The sequence below is a fragment of the Mycobacterium sp. VKM Ac-1816D genome (assembly GCF_000416385.1).
In the GTDB taxonomy this organism is placed as follows: Bacteria; Actinomycetota; Actinomycetes; order Mycobacteriales; family Mycobacteriaceae; genus Mycobacterium; species Mycobacterium neoaurum_A.
This window is the reverse complement of the sequence record NZ_AOHQ01000127.1, coordinates 1-231: the sequence shown is the minus strand read 5'-3', so window position 1 is coordinate 231 and position 231 is coordinate 1. Positions and strand designations below refer to the sequence as shown.

Annotated in this window: 1 pseudogene; it reads left to right on the top strand. The window is 71.9% G+C overall.

What is annotated here, in order from left to right:
• Window positions 1-231, top strand: a pseudogene (locus G154_RS27060) (HNH endonuclease); the annotation flags it as partial.

Sequence of the window (231 nt, the reverse complement as noted above, 5' to 3'; positions counted from 1 at the left end):
GTGGTCGATGACGAGGTCTTGTTGGGTGTGTTGGCTGCTGCGGTGTCGGCGCGGAATCTGTTGGATGTGGTGATCTCCTCGGCGGTGGTGGCGGCCGAGCGGGCCGGTGTGCCGGGTCGGCGGCACCTGCGCACCGGGGCTGATCTGCTCCGGCTGTTGGGCATGGCCCCGGGTGCGGCGGCCCGGGCGGTACGGGTGGGACGCGCCGCATCGTCGTTGCCGGCGTTGACG